Annotated in this window: 14 protein-coding genes; 3 read left to right on the top strand and 11 right to left on the bottom strand. The window is 65.0% G+C overall.

All coding sequences use genetic code 11. The features are described 5' to 3' along the window. Positions 1-52 precede the first annotated feature (52 nt). Entirely contained in the window at positions 53-1,033 is a 981-nt protein-coding gene (locus tag U9J41_RS17295) for a LysR family transcriptional regulator (protein WP_322403412.1), read from the bottom strand. A 1,552-nt stretch (positions 1,034-2,585) separates the two neighbouring features. Then, positions 2,586-3,815 (bottom strand): family 1 glycosylhydrolase, encoded by a 1,230-nt coding sequence (locus tag U9J41_RS17290; protein WP_229412488.1) that lies wholly within the window; start codon positions 3,813-3,815, stop codon positions 2,586-2,588. A 236-nt stretch (positions 3,816-4,051) separates the two neighbouring features. On the opposite strand from U9J41_RS17290, the gene U9J41_RS17285 reads away from it, so the two are divergent. The 3 genes from U9J41_RS17285 to U9J41_RS17275 all read left to right on the top strand — a co-directional run bounded on the left by U9J41_RS17285 (position 4,052) and on the right by U9J41_RS17275 (position 9,640). Further along, the gene (locus U9J41_RS17285) at positions 4,052-6,034 is read left to right on the top strand and encodes a TonB C-terminal domain-containing protein (RefSeq protein ID WP_322403411.1); all 1,983 of its coding nucleotides are present in this window, start codon (positions 4,052-4,054) and stop codon (positions 6,032-6,034) included. 160 nt (positions 6,035-6,194) lie between these two features. After that, complete coding sequence (locus U9J41_RS17280) at positions 6,195-7,310, top strand: polysaccharide biosynthesis/export family protein (protein ID WP_322403410.1); 1,116 nt, start codon at positions 6,195-6,197, stop codon at positions 7,308-7,310. A 41-nt stretch (positions 7,311-7,351) separates the two neighbouring features. Beyond that, positions 7,352-9,640 (top strand): polysaccharide biosynthesis tyrosine autokinase, encoded by a 2,289-nt coding sequence (locus tag U9J41_RS17275; protein ID WP_322403409.1) that lies wholly within the window; start codon positions 7,352-7,354, stop codon positions 9,638-9,640. 298 nt (positions 9,641-9,938) lie between these two features. Here the strand turns inward: U9J41_RS17275 and U9J41_RS17270 are convergent, their stop codons facing one another. The 9 genes from U9J41_RS17270 to U9J41_RS17230 all read right to left on the bottom strand — a co-directional run bounded on the left by U9J41_RS17270 (position 9,939) and on the right by U9J41_RS17230 (position 18,694). Then, positions 9,939-11,216 carry an acyltransferase family protein gene (locus tag U9J41_RS17270; protein WP_322403408.1) on the bottom strand — a complete coding sequence of 426 codons (1,278 nt, stop codon included), beginning with the start codon at positions 11,214-11,216 and terminating at the stop codon, positions 9,939-9,941. Then, the gene (locus U9J41_RS17265) at positions 11,198-11,800 is read right to left on the bottom strand and encodes a phosphatase PAP2 family protein (RefSeq protein ID WP_322403407.1); all 603 of its coding nucleotides are present in this window, start codon (positions 11,798-11,800) and stop codon (positions 11,198-11,200) included. The genes U9J41_RS17270 and U9J41_RS17265 overlap by 19 nt, the downstream gene beginning before the upstream one ends. 16 nt (positions 11,801-11,816) lie before the next feature. Next, positions 11,817-12,407, bottom strand: coding sequence for a sugar transferase (locus U9J41_RS17260; protein WP_322403406.1), 591 nt, complete (start codon positions 12,405-12,407; stop codon positions 11,817-11,819). After that, on the bottom strand, positions 12,404-13,582 hold the full coding sequence (locus U9J41_RS17255) for a DegT/DnrJ/EryC1/StrS family aminotransferase (protein WP_322403405.1): 1,179 nt from the start codon (positions 13,580-13,582) through the stop codon (positions 12,404-12,406). The genes U9J41_RS17260 and U9J41_RS17255 overlap by 4 nt, the downstream gene beginning before the upstream one ends. Further along, positions 13,575-14,822: a glycosyltransferase family 4 protein gene (locus U9J41_RS17250; protein ID WP_322403404.1), complete on the bottom strand. Its 1,248-nt coding sequence runs from the start codon at positions 14,820-14,822 to the stop codon at positions 13,575-13,577. Before U9J41_RS17250 ends, U9J41_RS17255 begins: the two co-directional genes overlap by 8 nt. Continuing rightward, the gene (locus U9J41_RS17245; RefSeq protein WP_322403403.1) at positions 14,819-15,604 is read right to left on the bottom strand and encodes a polysaccharide deacetylase family protein; all 786 of its coding nucleotides are present in this window, start codon (positions 15,602-15,604) and stop codon (positions 14,819-14,821) included. The genes U9J41_RS17250 and U9J41_RS17245 overlap by 4 nt, the downstream gene beginning before the upstream one ends. Then, a complete protein-coding gene (locus U9J41_RS17240; RefSeq protein WP_322403402.1) occupies positions 15,601-16,293 on the bottom strand; it encodes a hypothetical protein in 693 nt (230 codons plus the stop codon). The genes U9J41_RS17245 and U9J41_RS17240 overlap by 4 nt, the downstream gene beginning before the upstream one ends. A gap of 66 nt (positions 16,294-16,359) precedes the next feature. Then, positions 16,360-17,517 carry a glycosyltransferase family 4 protein gene (locus U9J41_RS17235; protein ID WP_322403401.1) on the bottom strand — a complete coding sequence of 386 codons (1,158 nt, stop codon included), beginning with the start codon at positions 17,515-17,517 and terminating at the stop codon, positions 16,360-16,362. Beyond that, complete coding sequence (locus tag U9J41_RS17230) at positions 17,423-18,694, bottom strand: hypothetical protein (protein ID WP_322403400.1); 1,272 nt, start codon at positions 18,692-18,694, stop codon at positions 17,423-17,425. Before U9J41_RS17230 ends, U9J41_RS17235 begins: the two co-directional genes overlap by 95 nt. Between the last annotated feature and the right edge of the window lie 7 nt (positions 18,695-18,701).

Raw genomic sequence — 18,701 nt, 5'->3', positions numbered from 1 at the left:
GTATGCGCCATGGACAAGAGATGGCGCATACCGCTTGCGACTACGGGCAGGGTCAGGCGGCGGGTCGATGCAGCGGCTGATTTGCCGCGCCAGCCAGGCGAGGCGTGACAGGCACCGACTCCACGGGACTGAAAAACTGCGGCGGCAGCGATTTGATCAGATCGACGAATTTGCGGAACTTGAGCGGATAGTGCTGCGATTTGGGATAGGTAAGATAAATAGATACCGGTAAGCCGGACCAATCGGGAAGCACCTGCACCAGCGTGCCTGCCGCGATGTCCTCGGCGACCGCGCAGATCGAGATCAGGGCCGCGCCTATTTTCTGCAACACCGCCTGACGGACAACCGGCACGCTATCCGCCATGAAACTTGGCGAAATATCCAGTTTGCGGGAATTGCCCCACTGATCCCGCAGCTGGATCGAACCGCAGTGATGGCTGGGCAGCGTCACCCACGGCAATCTGGACAAGTCCTCGGGCTTGCAGATACTGCCGTAGCGCGACAGGAGCGCGGGTGCGGCGACGATGATCTTGTTCACCTCGCCCAATTTACGGGCAACGATCAATTCGTCTTTTATTGTGTCGACCTGGATCGCGCAATCGACGGCATCATCGACAAACCGGGCCGGCGAGTCGCTTATCTTCCATTCCAGACGGATAGCCGGGTTCGCCTTCAAATACTGGGCAGCGACTTCGATCAGCCGGGATTGACCAAAACCACTTGGGACGACAACCCGCAGCAAGCCGCAGGGCAGGTCGGTTTCGCCCCGCAATTCGCTTTCGAATCTGTCCAGATCCTCGGACATGATGCGGGAATATTCGTAATAGCGGCGGCCCGCTTCGGAAAGGCTGATGCCGCGCGTGTTGCGGTTCAGTAATTTGATGCCCAGATGTGCCTCCAGCATGCGGAGTTGGCGGCTGACCGTCGGCTGGCTGGTGTTGAGCTGTTGCGCGGCACGGGAAAAACTGCCCGCGGAGACGATCTGGACGAAGGTGTTTATCAAGGCGAGTTGATTAGCTGATGTTTTGGTCATGTCATCTCATTCCCTGTCAAAGGGTGGTCATATTTAGAACACGGCTGCAGCAATCTTATGGAAGTGCTGATGTAATCGGATTTTCACCGTCGAACGCCGTGCAACTCGTTGATTTATATGAGCTCATATTTCAGCAAGTGAATAAATCAGCGCTTTCTTACGTGGCATTTACGGAATCGAGGTACGCCGCCGTAGTCGCGTTAAATAGTGTTGTCACGAGATGGCGGCAACTGCGAAGTCGTGCATGCGGAGTGCAGTCGGAGAAATGATGCGGCCTTTTGATATTCCGCGTCGTGATACCGTACCGACGTTCGAGATATGGAAATGCGTCCCGAAGGAGGATGGCGATGCCGTAGGTGCTTGTCATAGCGTCGTCGCTCCGTTTTGCGGGCCTCGATACTCATCCAATTCATGCTCCTGAGTTTGTTCCCTTTATATCATGTGATTCGCCGGCGAACCGGCATCAATATTATGTCTGATACACCCCTAAAAAAACTCTCCAAGTTTCACAATTCGTAAAATATTTATTTAGCCTGAGAGATTATTTTCTTTGAGGTATTTATGTTTCTAGATATTTAATCTTTCTATTATCGAAAGAAATATTCTCGCTTGTCGGCGCGGTTTGATTGTTGGTGCTATAAATACGAAACACCGAAACGCACGGGGTCGGTAATGCTGGTTTTCTAGATATTGTTTGTACGATAACTTTGAGGATGCCCAATTTGATCAGTATCAATGAGTGCGGTGAAATGATCTGGACTTTTTTCTTGTGCAGGCGATTCGTGCGTCTGAGGCGAGATTCATTACAGCTCAATTACAGTTGCGCGTAGCGGACGCCGCATCACCGAGGTCAGCGAGCCGCGTGTACGAACCAGCGATGCCTTGCCCTGGACAGGCTTGTTCCGCCAGCGTGTGGAACTGGCGTGAGAATCATGTGCCTGGGCTCGATGCCGAAATATTTTTTAACAATTGGCCTGTCACCGGTGATCCGCCACTCCGGTGAATTATTTGTACCCGGCGTTTAAATGCATTGCAGGTATCATCGCAGGCGGCACCATGAGCTATTGCTCGATAAGGCGAATGCCGAAGGTCATCGGTGAACAGGTTACGCGTCGACACTGAACTCGGACCCGATCGGAATTTGTATTGATGTAATCGAGGAATGCGGAATGTCGCGATTGAGTGGCTGGAAAAGTGCGCCAGTCCCCTGAGGCTACCGAGGAGGGTATTTTTCGTAAAAACCGGAATGGTTTTTGGTCCGATTTAATATCGGCTCCGGCCTCGCTCGATAGCCGTTCAACGATCTATTGATTGCTGGCTTAGCCGATAAATCTTCCGTGAAGTAATCGTCGATAGCCGCGTTGGAATCCGTTCACCGGCATTGCCGACGAATTCGTCCGCCGAAGCGAGGGCTACGGGTATCAAATGCGCAATTGCTTGGATATATGGCCTGCATACGTGCTCCGGCGAGACGGTCTTCCCGTGATCACCAGCGTCCGTGTACTCAAAACGGTACGGCGCTGATCAGCGTCGAACGTCTGCCAGCTGGCGCTTATTCGCGCTCTTCGGTGCGCGGTGCCATGGTCGCGTTCTCGTCGAACGGCCAGCCGCTGGGCGGCGGCACGTGGCGCTGGAATTCGTGCGGCATCACGATCGGCACCTGCAGGCAGACGCTCTGCGTCGGCAACACTTCCATCCAGGCACGCACGAGTTCCTTGTAGGCGATGCCCACGGGCCGGATCTTGCGGTCGAGGTCGAACAAGCCCAGCGCGTTGACGTTGCCGTTGTTCTCGCGCAAGGCCGTATCCCAGTCGACCTGGTCCGTCAGCGAATACCATGTAAAGCCGACGAGCGGCACGCCATTGTTGCGTACGCGCAGGACGTTGGCCCATTCCTTGCGCAACCAGTGCACCGCCTCGTCGCCGCGCGGTCCTTCGCACAGATTCGTCTCGGTGTGCATCACGGGCAGGCGGTATCGGTTGTAGTACTGGTGCGTGATGACGGCATAGCCGAAGATTTCGCCCGCCGCGCGCGTCAATCCGTCCGCGGACACGTAATGCTCGTTGGTCTGGTAATAATCGTTGCCCATGATGCAGTGGTGCTTCAGATTATTATTCAGGAAAAAGTGATACTCCTCGCGTGTCATCCCGTTGTCCATCATGTATTCATACATTTCCGAATCCACGCGACGGCCGTAATTCAGGTCCAGGGACAGGAAGCGCCGCGCGTTGTACAACTCGGCGGGGCCGATGGCGGATGGGCTTTCGGCATGAAAGTATTCGGTCGATTCGCTCTGGATGAACAAGGCATCCGGCCGCACCTGCAGGATCGCATGCATGGCGAGGATATTCGCCTTGACGAGATTTTTTGTCGCGGTGACGTAGGCGCGGTCCGTCGTCATCTGCTCGTTCCACCAGCCGTACAAGGCGGAAAAGAGGGCGCAGATCGACATCTCGTTGATCGGCGTATACAACTGCAGCCAGGGATAGCGCCGCGCGAACGTGCCCGCATAATCGGCGAACAATTCGGGAAAATCGGGGTTCTGGAAGTTTCCGATCCAGTCCGGCACGCCGAAGTGGCACAGGTCGATGATCGACGCGATGTTACGCTGGCGCAGGTCGTTGAGCGACAAGTCCGCGAATTCCCAGTCATACCGCTTGGGACCGAGCCAGGTCTTGTGCAGCGGCGGTCCGTAGCGCAGGACTTTCAGTCCGAGCTCCTGCACCAGATCGAAGTCCGTGCGCCAATGCGTGTAATGGCCGCACTTCTCCATCTCGTCCATTCGTACCCGACCGTTATCGATCGTCGGAATGCTGTTTTCGATACCTGTAGCGAAAATAAATCCTGGCGACATGCGAACCCCTGGCTGCTGACCGGTCGAAATCATTGTAGCCGGGATTACAAACAGCGTTCCGAACCGTGCGCGCCCCATTTGTGCGCGCCCCCTTTACTGTCGCGTGTAAGCTGTGCTATCAATCAGGCAACATTCCGTATTTGGTCCCGACCCACACGACCCGCATGCCCAACGCCACCGCGGTACGATCCGCCTCGACCCTGGACGCATCCGCGCGCCGGCTGGCGATGGGCGTGCTGGTCTCCCTGCTGCTGCACGGCCTCGTATTGTCCTTGCAGTTCGGCATTCCCGGACTGCGGCCCGGGCCGGGCGGGCCGATCGCGATCCGGTTGACGCCTGCACCTGTCGCCGCCGTGCCGCAACCGGCGCCGCCCGTACTTCCGCCGGCACCGGTTGCGGCCGTACCTGCACCGGTCGCAGCGGCACCGGCACCGCAAGCCGTGCCGACGACATCGGCGATGCCATCGCCGATGCCAGCGCCACCGCCTTTGCCGCAGATGCAGCCGGACGCGCCACGGCGCGGTTTCAGACTGGTCGATCCGGCCGCGCCGGCGCCACCGCCCACGGCGCCGGCGCCCGCACCCGCGCCCCCGCCGCGGCGGGTCGCAAAGCGCCGCCGCAAACCGCCTGAGACGCGCCTGGCCGACGGCTTGCACGCGCGCGTGATCGCGCAGGAAACGCATCAGGACAATACATTCGACGTGCCACTGCCGGCCGTGGAACCCGATCCGACGCCGGACCCGCTGGCTCGCACCGAACCGACGGCCGAGACCGACAAGCCCGCGGTGGACGATGCGCAGTCCGAGGACACGGCTCGGGCCGAGCGCGCCCGGCTGGCCGACGAACGCGAGCGCGAACGGGAGCGCCGGCGCGAAGCGGACGAGGTCCGCCTGCGCACCGAAGTCGAGGACAGGCTGCGTGCCGAGGCCGAGCGGCAGCGGCAGCGACTTGCCGACCAGTCCGCGCAATACGAAGCGGCGCTGGCCGACCAGCACGCGGCCGAAGAAGCGCAGGCCCGCGCACGACAGGAGGAAGCACGCCGCCTGGCCGAACAGCAACGCGCCGAGCAGGCGGCACTGGAGCGTACGCAACAGCTGGCCGAGCGGCGCCGCATCGAGCAGGCCGGGCAGGACCGGGCGCAACAGTTGGCGGAGCAGCAGCGGACGCAGCAGGCCGATCAGGAACGGGCGCAACAGTTGGCGGAACAGCAGCGCACGCAGCAGGCCGAGCAGGAGCGCGCCCAACAGTTGGCGGAGCAGCAGCGCATGCAGCAGGCCGAACAGGAGCGGGCGCAACAGTTGGCGGAGCAGCAGCGCATGCAGCAGGCCGAACAGGAACGGGCGCAACAGTTGGCAGAGCAGCAGCGCACGCAGCAGGCCGAGCAGGAGCGTGCGCAGCAGTTGGCCGATCAGCAGCGCGCGCAGGAGGCCGCCCGCCAGCAATTGGCGGAACAGGAACGCGCACGCCAGCTCGCGGACGAACGGTTGCGCCAGGAGCGTGCGCGGCAAGCGGAAGAAAACGCCCGGCTCGCGCAGGAGCAGGCGCGCCGTGAACGCGCACGCGACCTGGCCGACGCCGGTGGCCCGGCCGCGACGCCTGCGTCCGGTCCGGCGCGCGCCGGAGCGGACGGCGGCGCCGGCGACGGGGCGGGGCGGGGCAACGGCACGCTCCCGCGCGCCGCACTGGGCAGCGACCTGGCCTCGCGTGCGCGCGAGCTGATGCGTGGCATCGATATATTGAAACCCGTGCCGCAGGCCGTGCGGCCGGCCGAGGATGCGGCGCGCACGGTGCGGCGCGCGCGCTCGGAGGCCGCGCGTCACGACATTCCGCTGCGCATGTACATCGACAGCGTGCGCCAGAAGCTCGAGCGCAACGCGGTCCTGAGCGAAGCCCAGCTGTCGGCCGATGTGGTGCGTACCGACCCCATCGTCAGCGTGGCGATCCGCAGCGACGGCAGCGTCGAGGACGTGATCATCCTGCGCTCGAGCGGCCGTGCGGACATCGACGACTTCGTGCGCCGCGTCGTGCGCCTGAACGCGCGCTACTCGGCGTTTCCGCCGAACGTCGCGGCGAACTACGATGTGATCGAACTGCGGCGCGTGTGGCGCTTCGCCGGCATCCTGCGGCTGCTGGAAGAGATGCGCTGACGGCCGTCCGCGCCCGCGGTTGACCTATGCGTGGTGCTTGACGTGCGCCAAAGTCCAGTCGGTTGAGCGGCTTACCCTGACCTTTGATTGCCAGAGGTTGGCAGCTCATTTCGACAGGCAACACATGCATGCTTCCATTACGCAATTTCTAAGATCGGCCGTGGCGTCGCTTTCCGCCCTGGCCCTGCCATGGTTGTACGCCGGCCTGCTCGCCGGCTGCGCGTCGACCATCCACTTCCGCTCGCAGGATCACGCGGGCGCGGACGAGCCCACGCCGCCCACGGAGATGATCACCGAACGGCTGATCTCGGCGGAACGCCAGCAGCATCAGGTCCGGGCCAACGAAGACCTCGACCGCCTGTTGGTGCCGAACCCGCCGCCCTATGCGATCGGCAGCGGCGACATTTTGGCCGTCGTCGTATGGGATCACCCCGAGCTGACCGGTGGTCTCGTCACGGCGGCCAACGCCGATCCCGCCCTGACCGCGGCCGCGGCCGCGAACGCGAATGCGGCGCCGCAGGGTTTCGTCGTCGATCACCAGGGCCGCATCCAGTTCCCCCTGGCCGGCCTGTTGACCGTCCAGGGCCTCACCGAGGAACAAGCGCGCGCGCTGCTGACGACGCGCCTCGCCAAATACCTCGCCAATCCGAACGTGACGCTGCGCGTGCAGGCCTACCGCAGCAAGCGCGTGTACATCGACGGCGAGGTCAAGTCGCCCGGCCTGCAGGCCATCAACGACATTCCGATGACGCTCGTCGAAGCGATCAACCGCGCGGGCGGCCTGCTGCCGACGGCCGACCAGAGCCGCATCGAGCTGGAGCGCGACAAGACGCATTACGCCATCAACCTGCGCGATCTGGTCCAGAAGAACATCAACCCGGGCCTGGTCATGCTCGCGCCGGGCGATGTGGTGCGCGTCCATTCGCGCGACGAAAGCAAGGTGTTCGTCTCGGGCGAGGTCGTCACGCCCAGGGCACTGACCATGCACGACGGCCGGCTGACACTCAACGAAGCGCTGGGAGAGAGCGGCGGCATCAGTCCGCTGAGCGGCGACGCGCGCCAGGTCTACGTGGTGCGCAAGACGCCGCAACGCACGCGTGTGTTCCAGCTCGACGCACGGGTGGCCGGATCGCTGGCGATGGCCGAAGCCTTCGAACTGCAGCCCAAGGACATCGTGTACGTGGCCGCGACGCCGTTGGCCAACTGGAACCGCAACCTGAGCCTCCTGTTCCCGGGCGCGCTGACTTCGGCGGTGAATGCAGCCAACAGGCCCTGATTCGCCATGCGCCCGCATATGCCGATCTACGGAGCAATGTCATGAGTACCACTGGTGAGTCGCACGCCCTGTCGCCCCTCGTTCCCCGTCCGCCGATCATCAGCGTGCCGTTCGATCCGCGCGCCGTCGACGCGCGGCGCGAGGATCCTGCGTTCGATCTCAAGGGTTACCTGAACACGCTGTACGACAGCCGCTGGCTGATCGGCGGCATCACGGCCTTCATCACCCTGGTGGCCGTGCTGTATGCGCTCGTCGCCAAGCCCGTGTTCGAGGCGAACCTGATGATCCACGTCGAGGAGGAGAGCCCGAACGCGTCGAAGAACATCCTCTCCGAAGCGTCCTCGCTGTTCGAAACCAAGAAGGCGGCGATCGCCGAGATGGAGCTGCTGCGTTCGCGCATGGTCGTGTCGCGCGCGGTCGACAACCTGCAGTTGTACATCGACGTGCGGCCCAAGTACTTCCCCATCGCCGGCTTCTGGTTCGCCAACCAGAACGGCAACGCCTTGTCGATGCCGGGCCTGTTCGGCTACGGCGGTTATGTCTGGGGCAGCGAAAGGGCCGAGGTGTCGCTGTTCGAGGTGCCGGCTGCCTGGCTGGGGCGCGAGTTCACGCTGACGGCGCTCGGCCAGGACCGCTACCGGTTTTCCGGCGGCGGCCAGCGTATCGTGTTCGAAGGCGAAGTCGGACTGCGCTACCGCGTGCCGACGCCGGAGGGACTGATCGAGCTGAAGGTCGACCGCCTGTCCGCGAACCCCGGCGGCCGGTTTCGCCTGCGCCGCATGTCGCGCTTTGCGATGATCGAGGCGATCCAGAACGCGCTGGTGATCACCGAGCAGGGCAAGCAGTCGGGCATCATCGAGGTCAAGCTGCAGGGCGAGAATGCGCGCCGCACATATGCCGTGCTGAGCGAGATCGGGCGCGAGTACATGCGGCAAAACCTCGCGCGCAAGACCGAGGAAGCGGAAAAGTCGCTGGCGTTCCTCAATCAGCAACTGCCCATCCTCAAGCGCCAGCTGGAGCAGGCGGAAGACCGCTACAACCAGTTCCGCAACGCCCACAACACAGTCGACCTGCAGGAAGAAGCCCGCATGAGCCTGGCCCAGGCCGCCGCGGCCCGGGGGCGGCGCATGGACCTCATCCAGAAAAAGACGGAGCTGATGGCGCGCTTCACGGAAGACCACCCGATCGTTGCCGCGATCAACCGCCAGCTCAGGGAAGTCGACACGGAGATCGATCAGGTCAACGCCCGCATCAAGGACTTGCCCGTGCTCGAACAGGATGAAACGCGCCTGACGCGCGATATCAAGGTCAACACCGATCTCTACACGGCCCTGTCGAACACGGCGCAGCAGCTGCGCCTGATCTCCGTCGGACGAGTCAGCAATGTGCGCATGGTCGATGCGCCGATCGCACCCGAAAAGCCGATCAAGCCGAACCGTCCGCTGATCGTGGCGCTGGCCGTCGTCACCGGCCTGTTCCTCGGCACCTTGATCGCGTTTACGCGCAAGGCCATGGTGGGCGGGATCGACGATCCGCAAGCCATCGAGCGCTTGCTGCGCGCACGCGTCGTCTATGCGACGATCCCGCACAGCAATAATCAGGACAAGCTGATGCGCAAGGCGAGGAGCGACGGCGGCGTGCTGCCGCTGCTGGCCCAGATCATTCCCGAAGACGCCGCCATCGAAAGCTTGCGTAGCTTCCGCGCCGCGCTGCAGTTTTCCATGCCTCACTTCCGGAGCAACATCGTGATGTTCGCCGGACCCACGCGGGGCCTGGGCAAGTCGTTCGTGTCCGCGAACTTCGCCGCCGTGATGGCGGCGAGCGGCAAGCGCGTGCTGCTGCTCGACTGCGACCTGCGCAACGGGCAACTCCACCGCTATTTCGGCATGAGCCGCGATCGGGGCCTTTCGCGCGCCATCCTGGGTCAGTCGTCGATCGACGAGGTGATCCACCACGACGTCGTCGAAAATCTCGACTTCATCCCGACGGGCGAACTGCCGCCGAACCGCTCCGAGTTCCTGTTGCACCTGAATTTCGGCGGCCTGCTGCAACAGGTCGCGGCCCACTACGACCTCGTTCTGCTCGACCCGCCGCCGCTGCTCGACGTCGCCGACGCCCTGATCATCGGCGCCCACGCCGGCGCCGTCTTCATCGTGGCCCGCTCCGGGCGTACGAACGAGTCCGAGATCAACGAATCGATCAAGCGCCTGAACCACGCGGGGATCTCACCCCAGGGCGTCCTGTTCAACGACATGGCGCCGCGCCTGGGGGCGTACGGCGCCTATGCCAAATTCACGGCGACAGGGCAGATCGGCTTCGCCGCCGGATGAATGGAAGCGCCGCGTCTGCCTCGGTGCCTTCGCGATACGTTCGCCGGGCGCATGGGCCGGGCGAAGCGGCGGAGAATACGTCCGCTGAACCTCCTCGCGTCGCGCACGCCGGCATCGCCATACCGGCGCGGATGCACCGACATCGCGTCGGGCGAAGCTTCCCCCGTTAGCACATCGCAGCCCTGAGCTACGGTACGGTGGGCATGCCGATCAAGGGCCGGCACAAGTCGAGGCGGATGCTTGCCCAGCCGGTACGATCGCGGCGGGCGCTGATTCAGCGTGTCACTTCATCGGCGTGTCACTTCATCGACGAGGATGCCATCGGCGCGCGCCGCGGATGCGGCTGCAGGACATGCTTGACCGCACGGCGCACGCGGAACGTATGGGATTCGAACAGCCGATACGACAGCCATGCCGCGACCACCAAGGTCAAGAGCATGCCCGCATAGACGGCGTATTCCAGCGGCGCGTCGGGGGCGAGGCGATCGCGCCCGAACGTTGTCTGGCCGGCATACCGCAGCAATTTGATGACGGGGATGTGGGTCACATACAGCGTGAACGAAAACTCGGACAGGGTGTGCGCGATCCGTGCGACGATCCGCATCGGGGACGACATTGCGGCGACGGGCGCATGCAGCGTGGACAGCAAGACCAGCAAGGGCAGGCTGTACACGAGATCCTGGAGGAACGAAACGGTGTTGAGATCGTCATTGTGGCCGCGTACGCGGAAGTAAATCGAACTGGCTACGACGATGGCGGCCAGGGTCGCGCGCGTGTCGGTGCGGCAATCGATGCGGATGCGCGAAAACGCGGCGCCCAGCAGCCAAAGCGCGAAATACAGGGTGATGGACAGGGGTAGCGAGGCACCCAGCAGCAGAAGCACGGCCGCGGCGCCGCCCTGGCGCATCCGGTTGCGGCTCGTGAACATGATCAGCAGCAGCGGAAACTGGATGTAGTACCAGGTCTCGTTGGCCAGGCTCCACAGGGCGTAATTGCCCCCGAAATTGTCGACGTCCACCGTTTGCAGGCCGACCAGGTTGCCGGCAAATGCCGCGGCCGAGTATTCATTGGCGGCGGAAAAGTCGGCGCGTGCCGGATCGACGACATTCGTCAGTACGCCGACGAGCAGCATCAGGCACAGGGCAGGGATCAGGACCGTCCACAAGCGGGTCAGGCGATCGATCGCATAAGCCCGCCAGGGCGAGGCGCCGTCCGCCGTGGTGCCGGTCGATGTGTTCGCGCGCTCCAGCTTGTTGAGCAGGCTGCCGCCGACCAGCCAGCCGCTGATCAGGAAGAAGACGACGACCGCCTGGTGCGCAAAGCCGGTGCCGAAGGCCAGCAGTTGGTAATAGACGGGTGGACTGGCAACGTCGCGCAGTCCGGGGAACATTTCGGCGCGCAGGTGCGCGGCCGCGACCTGCAGCGCTGCCAGGCCACGCATCAGGGAAATCAGCAGGGAACAGCCGGTTGTGCTGTCGAGCTGACACTTTCGCTGCCAATGGATCGCTGGAATATGCGTGGCGGACATGGTGCCTCCTGATAAAAAGTCTTGGGACGCTAGCTGCAGTTGTCCCAAGGGTAGGGATAGGAATTGCCGGACAGGGCCAGCGCGAGCCGGATCATCCAGTAACCTACGGAAATCGAATGAAGCGCCCAGGCCGTCGCGCCGAATGCGAGCGCGGCGCAGGATATCGCGCGGCCCGGCGGAGGCGCGGGCGCGTCGCCCGCCAGGTGGACGGTGCTGAGGAAGGCTGCCAGCCCGACGATCCAGCCGGCGATGGCTTCGATGGGCGTGTGTTCGCCGGCGTGGACGAGGGCCGCGGCGACCGCCATGCCGAGGCCGAGCGCAAGCAGCGCGGCACGAAGGCGCAACGGCGGCGCGCAGCGCTGCGCCAGCAGCCAGCACAGCGTCGGGAAGGCTGCGGTGAAGCCCGCGGCGTGGCCACTGACGGCCTTGTAGCCGAGCGCCGGCAGGCCCGTTTCCCAGCCCATGAAGGCGACCTTGGTCGCGGCGACGAGCGCCAGCGCCAGGCCGAACACGACACTCCAGCCGAGGGCTGCACGCCAGGCCCGGGCCGCGAGGAGCCAGCCGGCGATCGCGCTGCCGGCCGGGAGCGTGAGGGACAGGTCGCCCAGATGGAACAGCTTGGACCAGAGCATGGCGGTATCCGGCTCGTCAGCTGAGGATCGCGGCCAGCGTCCGGAAGATGATGCGCACATCGAGCCAGAACGACCGCTCGCGCGCATAGCGCTGGTAATACTCGAGCTTGACGGGCAGGATCGTCTCGATATAAGCGCGTTCGGGATCCTGCGCCTGGCCGAGGATGTCGTTTTCTTCCTTGTACAGGATGGCCGCGAGGTCCGTGATGCCCGGCGCCACCGAAAGGACGGTCTCGCGCACCGCGGGCGGATAGTGGTCGACGTAGCGCGGCACTTCCGGACGCGGCCCGACGAGGCTCATCGTGCCCTCCAGCACGTTCAGCAGCTGCGGCAGCTCGTCCAGCTTCGTGCGCCGCAGGAAGCGGCCGGCGCGGGTGATGCGCGGATCCAGGCCGACCGTCAGCTGGCGGCCCTCGTCGCGACGGTCGGCCATGGTGCGGAATTTATAGATGGCGAAGGGGCGGCCGTACCGTCCTACGCGGCGTTGGCGGAACAGCGCCGGTCCGGGCGAGTCGAGCCGGATCCACAGCGCGAGCGCGAGCAGCACCGGCGCCAGCAGGATCAGGCCGCAACCGGCCGCCACCACGTCGAACAGGCGCTTGCTCATGCCAGCAGCTCGGCCAGGTGCCCGATGACGCGGTCCTGGTCGGCGTCGCTCATCTTCGTGTACAGCGGCAGGGTGAGCATGCCGTGGTAGCACGCTTCGGCCACGGGGAAGCGGGCGGGCGACAGATCGTAGGCATCGCGCCAGAAGGGCTGGCGGTGCAGCGGGATGAAGTGCACGCTGGTGCCGATGCCGCGGTGGGCGAGCTCGGCTATCAACGCGTCGCGCCCGAGCCGTGCCTCAGGAGTCAGGCGTACCACGTACAAATGCCAGGCGTGCGTGCTGGCGCTGTCCGGCAGGGCGGGCAGCCGCAGCGGCAGGCCCGCGAGGGCGTCGTGGTAGCGCTGTGCCAGGCAGGCGCGGCGCGCCGCGAAGCGGTCGATCTTGCGCAGCTGCTGGATGCCGATGGCCGACGCGATGTCGGTCAGGTTGTACTTGAAGCCGGCCGCGACGACTTCGTAATACCAGGCCGGCTTGTGCGACACGTAGCGGTCGAACGCGTCCTGGCTGATGCCGTGCAGGCGCATCACGCGCACGCGCTGCGCGAGTCCGGGGTCGCGCGTGACGACCATGCCGCCTTCGCCCGTCGTCATCGTCTTGTTCGCGTAAAAGCTGAAGACGGTGATGTCGCTGTCGAGCGTCCCGATCAGCCGGCCCTTGTAGCGGGTCGGGAAGGCGTGCGCGGCGTCCTCGACGACGCGCAGCCCGCGGCGCCGCGCCAGCGCCAGCAGGGCGTCCATGTCGCAGGCCAGCCCGGCATAGTGGACGGGGACGATGGCGCGCGTATGCGGCGTGAGCGCCGCTTCGACGGCATCCACCGACAGCGTCATCCGGTCCGGTTCGACGTCGACGAAGACGGGTCGCGCGCCCAGGTAGCGCACGACCTCGGCGGTGGCCGTGAACGTCAGCGTGGGCACGATGACGTCGTCGCCCGGGCCGATGCCCAGGCTTTCCAGCGCCAGGTGCAGGCCGGCGGTGGCCGAGTTCACGGCAATCGCCTGCAGGCCGCCGCCCAGGTAGGTGTTGAAATCCTGCTCGAATTGGCGGGTGGCCGGGCCCGTCGTGACCCAGCCGGAGCGCAGGCAGGCGACGACGGCGTCGATTTCCGCCTCGTCGATGTCGGGCAGGGCGAACGGCAGGAAAGGCGCGGCGGTAGCTTGGGTCAGGTCTTCAGGCATGGCGGCTGTCTCCAGCGAGTGCGGTTAAAAAGCGTTGTCCGAGGACGGCATAGGTGTGGTTGGCCAGCGCATGGGCGCGCCCGCGCCGGCCGAGCGCATCGCGCGTGGGGGCGTCGAGCGCCTGCATGGCGAGCACGGCGTCGGCGATGGCCTGCGGGTCGTCCGGCGCGACCGTCAATCCGCAGCCGGCTTCCATGACGGGATCGTTGCCCGCCTCGACGGCATGGACGATGGGACGGCCTGCCATCATGTAGTCGATCAGCTTGTTGGGCGAGATGCCGAAGCGGTACAGGGCCTGGCGGCGCCAGCCGATGTAGGCGGCGTCGAAGTGCTGCAGCAGGGCCGGCACCTGGGACTTCGGGATCGGGTCGAAGAAGTGCACGCTGTCCAGGCCCAGTTCGGCGGCACGCCGTTCCAGCGCCGGTTTTTCGGGGCCGGACCCGACCAGGACGAAGGCGACGGGATGGCCACGCAGGCGGTGCGCGGCGGCGAGCAGCGTCTCCAGCGCGTTCGCGACGCCGTGCGTGCCGGCATAGCCGACGACGAACCGGCCCTGTTGGCGGAGCCCGTCGAGGACGATGTCGAGCCGGGCCGGCAAGGGTGCCGGATCGACCCGCCATTCGTCCGGGTCGACACCGTTCGGCACGAGATGCAGCTTGTGCGGCGCCATGCCGTGCGCCTCCAGGTGCGGGCGCACCTTGGGCAGGATCGAGACGATGGCGTCGGCGCGGCGGCACGCGAAGTCTTCCGCCGCCTGCAGCAGCTTGATGAGGGGATGGCGGCGCGAATAGCCGCCCAGCTCCATGGGCGACAGCGGCCACAGGTCGTGCACCTCGAACAGCAGGCGGGCCCCGGCGCGGCGTGCGATCCGGGCGGCCGGCCAGATGTCGAGCGGATAGGTGCTGGACGCGATCACCGCGTCCGGCCGGACGGTGCGCGCCAGCTGTTCGCCCGCCGCGCCCAGGCGCCACAGGAACGCGGCCATATTGCGCACGCGCGCCGCACCGTTGCCGCGATACGACGGCGCCGCCAGCCAGACGTAGTCGATGCCGTCGATATTTTCGTCCAGGCGGGCGCGCCGCCCCATCTGCGGCGCCTGCGTGCGCACATGCGATGCCGACGCGGCGACGATCGTCACCTTGTGCCCCGCGCGTACCCACTCCCGCGCGAGATAGTAGGGCCGGTACTCCATGCCGTGGCGCACCGATCCCGCGTAATGGTTGATAAGGAGGATGTTCATGTGTGCCACACCACTTCCTCGGCCAGGCGCACCACGTTGCAGCGGGTGTTCTCGAGCCAGTTCGTTTCCCATTGCACGGGATGGGTGAGAAAACAGACGCGCTCGTGGCGGCCCAGCGCGTCGAACGGTGACAGCGGGTCGTAATACACGGGATGCGGGCGGTCGCTGATGTACACGTCGAAGTGGCGCAGCAGGTCGGCGTCGTAGGATTCGCATTCGATGCCGCAGCGCCGGCGCAGTCCCGGGTCGCTCAGCAGTTCGTGGTTGATCACCTTCAAGCGGCGGTTGGCGAAGTCGCCATGGCTGGCGACCGTCGTCATCGGCGTACCCAGGTGTTCGCCGATACGCATGAAATTGCGCACGAACAGTTCGCGGATCTCGGGGAAGCGGGCGCGCACCTCATCGCCGCGGCGCATGCGGTGGCGCTTGGCATACGTCGCGACTTCCTCGTAGTGGTAGCTGGCCTCGCTGCCCGCCGCCTCGATGGCGCGCATGAAGCCATAGTCCAGCGTACTGAGGCGGAAGTAATAGCTGGCCCGCACGCCATGTTTCGTTTCGAGCGCGAACATCTTGCGCGCCGTGCGCAGGTCGCTGTCGATGTCGTGGCGGTGCACCAGCACGCGGGTCGGCAGCGCCGCCTCCTGGGCGACCGCGTGGTGGAAATCGCGCACGGACAGCTGCCGGTAGCCGCGTTGGCCGGCCCGGACGAGCAGCGCTTCGTACTCGGGCAGGCGCGACGGCATCAGGTAGTCCGAGTAGAGCCGGTTGAGCAGCGTTTTCATCGCAGGCTGTACTTCACGCGATAGGGTTCGAAGCCGACGATGCGCTTGAAGTGCCGCAGCCCGGACTGCGCACCGAAGAACGTGTCGTACATGACGTAGCGCACGCGCTGGCGTTCGATGAGGCGCGCGATGATGTCGACGACGAGCAGGTGCATGACGCCGTCGTTGTTGCGCAGGCCGATCAGTTGCGAGAAGGCGCTGAAATTGCCGTAGCGTCCGATGTTCGCGTAGGCGACGAGCCGGCCTTCGTCGTTCAGGATGCCGTAATAGTCGAAATGGGGCTGGCGCTCGTAGCGCGCGACCTTGTCCAGGTATTTGCCGTCCATCGGCCGCCCCTGGCGCGTGTCGAGCGACGTGTTGATGGCGTGGATAGCGTCGACATGATCGTTGCGTTCGATCTCCGTGCAGACGTAGCCGCGCGCGCGGGCCCGCCTGGCGTGCCACGCGCCCCGGTTCTTGCCCTGGATGGCGTCGACGTAGGTCGCGGCGGCCGGATAGCGCGCAAGGTCGATCAGTGCGGCACCGATCGTCTTGTTGCCGATGAGTTTGTAGCGCGGATGCCGTTTCGTGTAATAGCGATAGGTGGCCGCGATGTCGTCCGGGTCGATCCGGGCGTCGAAGCAGAGGTCCGCCCGCGGCAGGCGCAGGACCTGGCGCAGCGTGTCGAAGTGGTGCAGCAGGGTCGTCATGGTACGTGGGCTCGGCGGTACATGGTCGTTGGAAGCGGGCGTTCGTTCAGGGGCGGGTGTCATCGACTACGGGCAGCCGGCGTGCACGCCTTGGCGCGCGCGGGAAGCGGCCGCGGCGTCGGGCAGCACCGCGTCGTAGAACGCGGCGAGCTTGTTGGCCTCGCTGCCCCAGTTGTAGCGGGTGTGGACGGCGCGGCGTCCGTTTTCGCCCATGCGCCGCGCGATGTGCGGATGGCGGCAGAAGTGGTCGATCGCCGCGGCGATCGCGGCGGGATTGCCCGGATCGACGCAGACGCCGCACTGGTTGCCCTCCACGATGTCCTGCCACAGTGGAAAGCGCGAGGCGATCACCGGCAGGCCGGCGGCCATGTACTCGAACATCTTGACGGGCAGCGCATCGAGGTAGTTGACGACGGGATGCAAGGTCACCAGCCCGGCCATCGCGCGCTGCATGACCTGGCGCACGCCGATGCGGTCGAGATGACCGTGTGCCTGCACGCGCGACCAGCCCGGGAAGCGCGCGATCTCGCGTTCCAGCGCGGGCTCGGAGAACGTGCCGACGAGGGCCAGCCGCGCCGGCGAATGGAGCAGTTCGCAGGCGCGCACCAGTTCACGGATGCCGCGGATCGCCGAGACGCTGCCGACGTAGCAGACTTCGGTCGCCTTGCGGTCCCAGTCGGACGGCCCGTCGAATTCCTGCAGCAGCGGATAATTGTTGATGTCGACCGTGTGCGGATGCAGCCGCGCCAGGCGTTCGCGAATGAATGGCGTGGCGGCGATCAGGCCGTCGAAACGGCGGCATGCGTAGTCCTCGTAGAGGCGGAAGGCGCGGGACAGCGTCAGCCGCGAGACCCTGCCGAGATAGGGTTTGGCGAGGAGCTGCGCCGGCACGTCTTCGTGGGAATCGAAGATCACCCGCTTGCCGTTGCGCTTGAGGCGCAAGCCGGCCGGCAGCAGCTCGGGGTCGTGCAGCTGGTAGACATCCGCGTCGAGTCGCAGCGCCGCGCGCAGCACGCGCCGCGTCGCCCGCAAGATCCGGTCGAGGCGGCCGGCGGGCCGGCCCACGTCGACGATGCGCACGCCGTCGATGGTTTCGTCGCCCAGGCCGTCGGCCACCACCAGCGTGACGTCATGCCCCCGTTCGTTCAGGCTGCGGCACTGCTTGATGAAGATCCGGGTGTCGTAGCGCGGATGGGCTGAGGTCAGGTGGACGATATTTGCCATGTTTTCTCTCGTACCGGTATTGCGAGTAAGCGCCGAGCGTGGCGCCGATCAGCATGTCGGTGAAGTAGTGGGACGAAATCAGGAGCAGCAGGGTGACGCAGGCCAGTGCGAACCCGTGGATGAATTCCGGCCGGCGTCGGCCGGCAAGATACTCCTTGAAGAACATCGGCACGGCCGGCAGCGTCGTGAGCGCGAGGAGATAGACGAAGCCGAACAGGCCCAGGTCCACCCACGCCGAGAGCACGTTGTGCGAGTAATATCCGAGGGTATAACTGGCGTAGTCGCCCAGCAGCGGGTGGGCGGAGATCGTGTGTTCGGCATACACGGTCAGGTGATGGCGCTTGTTGGCCGACGTCGATTGCGACAGGTCGAGCAGCTCGAGGATGCGGTTGTCGGGCAGCGCGGCGATGATCTCGTCCATGTGCGCGGAGACCAGCCATGTGGCGACCACAGCCAGGCCGAGGAACACCAGCTTCTGGCGCGAGAAATAAAATTCGACGATCGGGATCGCGAACAGCAGCGCCGCGAATTCGCTGCGTGCCGTGTTGACGAACAGCGTGGCGGCGCCGCTGGCGTACAGGATCAGGCGCAGCGGCAACGAACGCGTGTACGCCAGGACGGGCAGGATCGTCATCAGGTAGGAACGCGAGAAACCCTGGTAGGTGGCGAGGGCGTCGGCATCCTTCGCGATGCCGAGGGCGCCCAGGAAGAACACGCCGTTGACGGAGAACGTGAACACGATCGCGCTCATGGCCGCGAGGCTGGCCAGGCCCATCAGGCGGAACTGCCGCTGGTCGAAGTCGATGAGGGCGAACAGGAAGAACGTGTTCACCATGAACAGGATGCCGGCGACGTGGTGCGCGACGATGGCCGGGGTGGCGCCGGCGGCCGCGTTCACGACGATCACTGCGATGAAGTAGGCGTTGAACAGGCCGTAATGCATGTCGATCGACGACAGGCGGCGCGGATCGCGGCGCAGGCGCTTGTAATAGGCCACGGCCAGCGGCAGCATATAGACCAGCGACACCGGCGAGAAATAGCCGCCCAGGAAGGCTCCCGTCGTGCCCGTGCCCAGCAGGGTGTGGTAGTAGAAAAAGCCGGGGAACAGCAGGAAGAACGCGGAATTCAGCAGCAGCTGTTCGCGTGCGGAAGTGCCGGCGCTGTAGGTGGTCTTCATATCGAGG

The sequence above is a fragment of the Massilia luteola genome (assembly GCF_034420155.1).
Classification (GTDB): Bacteria; Pseudomonadota; Gammaproteobacteria; order Burkholderiales; family Burkholderiaceae_D; genus Telluria; species Telluria luteola.
This window is presented reverse-complemented; position numbering and strand designations above follow the sequence as displayed.

Excerpts from the sequence above, each read along its gene's own strand:
- U9J41_RS17295 (WP_322403412.1), bottom strand. The coding sequence starts at position 1,033 with ATGACCAAAACATCAGCTAATCAACTCGCCTTGATAAACACCTTCGTC.
- U9J41_RS17290 (WP_229412488.1), bottom strand. The coding sequence starts at position 3,815 with ATGGACGAGATGGAGAAGTGCGGCCATTACACGCATTGGCGCACGGAC.
- U9J41_RS17285 (WP_322403411.1), top strand. The coding sequence starts at position 4,052 with ATGCCCAACGCCACCGCGGTACGATCCGCCTCGACCCTGGACGCATCC.
- U9J41_RS17275 (WP_322403409.1), top strand. The coding sequence starts at position 7,352 with ATGAGTACCACTGGTGAGTCGCACGCCCTGTCGCCCCTCGTTCCCCGT.
- U9J41_RS17265 (WP_322403407.1), bottom strand. The coding sequence starts at position 11,800 with ATGCTCTGGTCCAAGCTGTTCCATCTGGGCGACCTGTCCCTCACGCTC.
- U9J41_RS17260 (WP_322403406.1), bottom strand. The coding sequence starts at position 12,407 with ATGAGCAAGCGCCTGTTCGACGTGGTGGCGGCCGGTTGCGGCCTGATC.
- U9J41_RS17255 (WP_322403405.1), bottom strand. The coding sequence starts at position 13,582 with ATGCCTGAAGACCTGACCCAAGCTACCGCCGCGCCTTTCCTGCCGTTC.
- U9J41_RS17250 (WP_322403404.1), bottom strand. The coding sequence starts at position 14,822 with ATGAACATCCTCCTTATCAACCATTACGCGGGATCGGTGCGCCACGGC.
- U9J41_RS17245 (WP_322403403.1), bottom strand. The coding sequence starts at position 15,604 with ATGAAAACGCTGCTCAACCGGCTCTACTCGGACTACCTGATGCCGTCG.
- U9J41_RS17240 (WP_322403402.1), bottom strand. The coding sequence starts at position 16,293 with ATGACGACCCTGCTGCACCACTTCGACACGCTGCGCCAGGTCCTGCGC.
- U9J41_RS17235 (WP_322403401.1), bottom strand. The coding sequence starts at position 17,517 with ATGGCAAATATCGTCCACCTGACCTCAGCCCATCCGCGCTACGACACC.
- U9J41_RS17230 (WP_322403400.1), bottom strand. The coding sequence starts at position 18,694 with ATGAAGACCACCTACAGCGCCGGCACTTCCGCACGCGAACAGCTGCTG.